This is a genomic window from Bacillus sp. GMa5/1, from assembly GCF_050172015.1.
Taxonomy (GTDB): Bacteria; Bacillota; Bacilli; order Bacillales; family Bacillaceae_G; genus Bacillus_A; species Bacillus_A cereus.
Genome location: NZ_JBNLYC010000314.1, coordinates 1 through 3039 on the forward strand (window position 1 = coordinate 1; position 3039 = coordinate 3039).

Sequence of the window (3039 nt, forward strand, 5' to 3'; positions counted from 1 at the left end):
CGTGTCACTAAACATATAGATTTGTTTTAGATATGATGAAAGGAAATACTAAAAAAAATGTGAAATTAACGGATTAAACAATGGACGTTTAAAAATTCAGCCACCGTTTGGTGGTTTTTTTATTTGTGCTTACCGTGTGGGGACTAGATGTATCGGAAGTGATAATTGTGAAGAAGCAGAAAAATACCCACATTGTTATTCCATGCAAGAGGCTTATCTGCCAGCTATAGTTTTCATCCTGTACTGTGGTTATAAATAGAAGGCGTTATCCCATGTTTGTATGCATTTCTCTAGTTAATCAAGTTGGTGACTAGATTTATTCTATTCATATTTCGTTTGTCCTCATTCATCATTAAATGGACTCACTTCTTACCAATGTTCAAAATGAATTAAGTATTTTAACTTGTGTTCCAGTTTTTCTTACCTATTTTAAAGAAACATCACATATACACTCCAGATAAGCTCTAATATCTCTAGATAAACTACTGATTAGCTCCATATAGACTCTAGATAACCTATATAAAATACAAATTATCAAGGAGGTAAGGAAAAATGAACTTTATGAAACGAGCAATTCTCAGTATGAAAAAAAGAGTCGGAACATCATTAATTCTGATGGCAGTCTTTTTAATTGTTACACATTTAGTGTTAGCAGGATTCGTAATTCAAAATGCATCAAAAAAAGCTGCGGATGCAGCAAGAAAAAAACTAGGTGCAGATGTCACTTTAGGTCTTGATTTTGATAAATTAGGTCAACAAGCTAGGGAAACGGGAGAGATGCCTAAACCACCAAAGCTCAACACAAAAGAAGCAGATCAATTAGCAAAGTCCAAGTATGTAAAAGACTATAATTACATAACCAATACTTTCGGAATTTCGGATGGATTTAAACTAGTAGGTGCTTCAGAAGGTGAAGAAGGAAAAGGTAAAGCAGGAATGGTGGCAGTAGCAGGTGGATCAGGTTCGGGTACAGAAATAGATATGAATTCTTCTCTTATCATGGAAGGAGTTCGCAAAACTGCATTACACGAAAGTTTTAAAAATGGAAAAAGTAAAATCATTGATGGAAAACCAATTACAGAACAGGTAAAAGATCATAATGTTACTTTAATGGAAAAACGATTAGCGGAACAAAACAATTTAAAAGTAGGAGATAAGGTAAAAATTCAATCAGGTGATAAGAAGAAAACTCTTGAATTTGAAATTATTGGTATTTATGAAACGAATGAGAAGCCAATGGGTGAACATGCCCCTCCTATGATGGACCCAGCTAATAAGTTATATATGCCTTATTCTGCCTTGAAAAAATTAGAAACTGATGAAGGTATGGGTAGTGGTATTCAAATCGTTTATTTCTTGAACGATCCAAAAAACATTGATGCGTTTAAAAAAGAAGCAAAGAAATTTGATATTGATTTTAATTATTTTAAGTTAGACGCAAATGATTCATTGTACAAACAAATGATTGGCCCTATCGAAAATATTTCATCTACTTCTCAAATGATTATTTATATTGTATCAATTGCAGGTGCGATTATATTAGGTTTAATTATTATGTTATCGATTAAAACACGTCGTAAGGAAATGGGGATTCTATTGTCCATTGGAGAGAAAAAGTGGAAGCTGATGGCGCAGTTCGTAGTAGAAGTAGTATGTATCGCTATTTTAGCATTTGGATTATCCATAACAACAGGAACTAAAGTTTCTCAATATATAGGGGATAATTTACTTTCAAGTGAAATTGCTACAGCAGGCGAAGATACAGAAACCTCAAAAAATGGAACTGTAATGGTGGCTGGACCAAATGGAACTGTACAAAATCAAAAAGAGGATCCAATTGATAAAATTAATGTAAGTGTAACAGGAGAAGACGTAGGGAAAATGGGGGGGATTGGACTAGCTATTGCTATATTAGCAACGCTTCTTCCAGCATTATCTATTCTACGATTAAATCCAAAACAAATTCTTTTAAAAGATGAATAAGGAGGCTCGATATGGAGACGATTTTACAATTTAAAAACTTAGATTATTATTATGAAAGTAACGGAAAAAAAGTAACGATACTAGATAATGTGAATTTTTCTTTTCAAAAAGGGCATTTTTACACGATTTTAGGACCATCTGGATCTGGTAAAACCACAACTCTGAGCTTAGGTTGTGGGCTGGATATACCTAAAAATGGTTATGTACTGTATAATGGCAAGGATATTCGAAAAATAGGTTTGGATCGATACCGTAATCAAAATGTATCTGTAATCTTCCAATCTTATAATTTGATTACCTATATGACTGCTCTTCAAAATGTCCTAACAGCAATGGAAATTACGGGTGTGAAGGTACAAAATAAAAAAGCAAGAGCATTAGAATTATTAGATAAGGTAGGAATCACAGAAGTAGAAGCTAAGCGAAATGTCTTACAACTAAGCGGCGGACAACAACAACGTGTAGCAATTGCCCGAGCACTATCTTGTAATGTTGATTTACTGATTGCGGATGAGCCGACAGGAAACCTTGATGAAGAAACAGCAAATGATATCATTAATTTGTTTCAGGGGCTAGCCCATCAAGAAGGGAAATGTGTAATTGTTGTAACGCATTCCCAGGAAGTTGCAAAAAGGTCGGATCGAGCTGTTTATTTAAATAAGAAAAAATTAGCAGTAAAAGATGCGTCTAGCATCTAAAAAACAAATTCTATGATTAGAAGAGTTTGCAGGGTATGGAAATCGTGAAAATGATAAAAAACTAGTTAATTATTTTCCGAAAAAATATATGATTAATCTAAAAAGGAATGGAGATAAAAATCTCCATTCCTTTTTAGATAGATAATTTAATCCTTATTTAACAGCCTCTTTTAAAGCTTTCCCAGCTTTAAATGCAGGTACTTTTCCTCCTGGGATATGCATTTCTTCGCCCGTTTGGGGATTGCGCCCAGTACGTGCAGAACGCTCACGTACTTCAAATGTACCAAATCCAATTAACTGTACGGATTCCTCTTTTTGAAGAGATTGTGTAATTTGATCTAGGATAGCTTGTACAGAT

3 protein-coding genes are annotated in these 3039 nt (G+C 34.0%); 2 read left to right on the plus strand and 1 reads right to left on the minus strand.

Annotated features, from left to right (window positions below; genetic code table 11):
- The first annotated feature begins 552 nt into the window (after nucleotides 1–552).
- Nucleotides 553–1983 carry an ABC transporter permease gene (locus tag ACQGSG_RS27950; protein ID WP_426948574.1) on the plus strand — a complete coding sequence of 477 codons (1431 nt, stop codon included), beginning with the start codon at nucleotides 553–555 and terminating at the stop codon, nucleotides 1981–1983.
- A gap of 11 nt (nucleotides 1984–1994) precedes the next feature.
- Nucleotides 1995–2681: an ABC transporter ATP-binding protein gene (locus ACQGSG_RS27955; RefSeq protein ID WP_098212871.1), complete on the plus strand. Its 687-nt coding sequence runs from the start codon at nucleotides 1995–1997 to the stop codon at nucleotides 2679–2681.
- 153 nt (nucleotides 2682–2834) lie between these two features.
- Here the strand turns inward: ACQGSG_RS27955 and ACQGSG_RS27960 are convergent.
- The coding region (locus ACQGSG_RS27960) for an HU family DNA-binding protein (protein WP_426948577.1) at nucleotides 2835–3039 on the minus strand (205 nt) is incomplete at its 5' end.

Bases quoted from the DNA above. Each gene is read 5' to 3' on its own strand.
- ACQGSG_RS27950 (WP_426948574.1), top strand. From the start codon at position 553: ATGAACTTTATGAAACGAGCAATTCTCAGTATGAAAAAAAGAGTCGGA.
- ACQGSG_RS27955 (WP_098212871.1), top strand. From the start codon at position 1,995: ATGGAGACGATTTTACAATTTAAAAACTTAGATTATTATTATGAAAGT.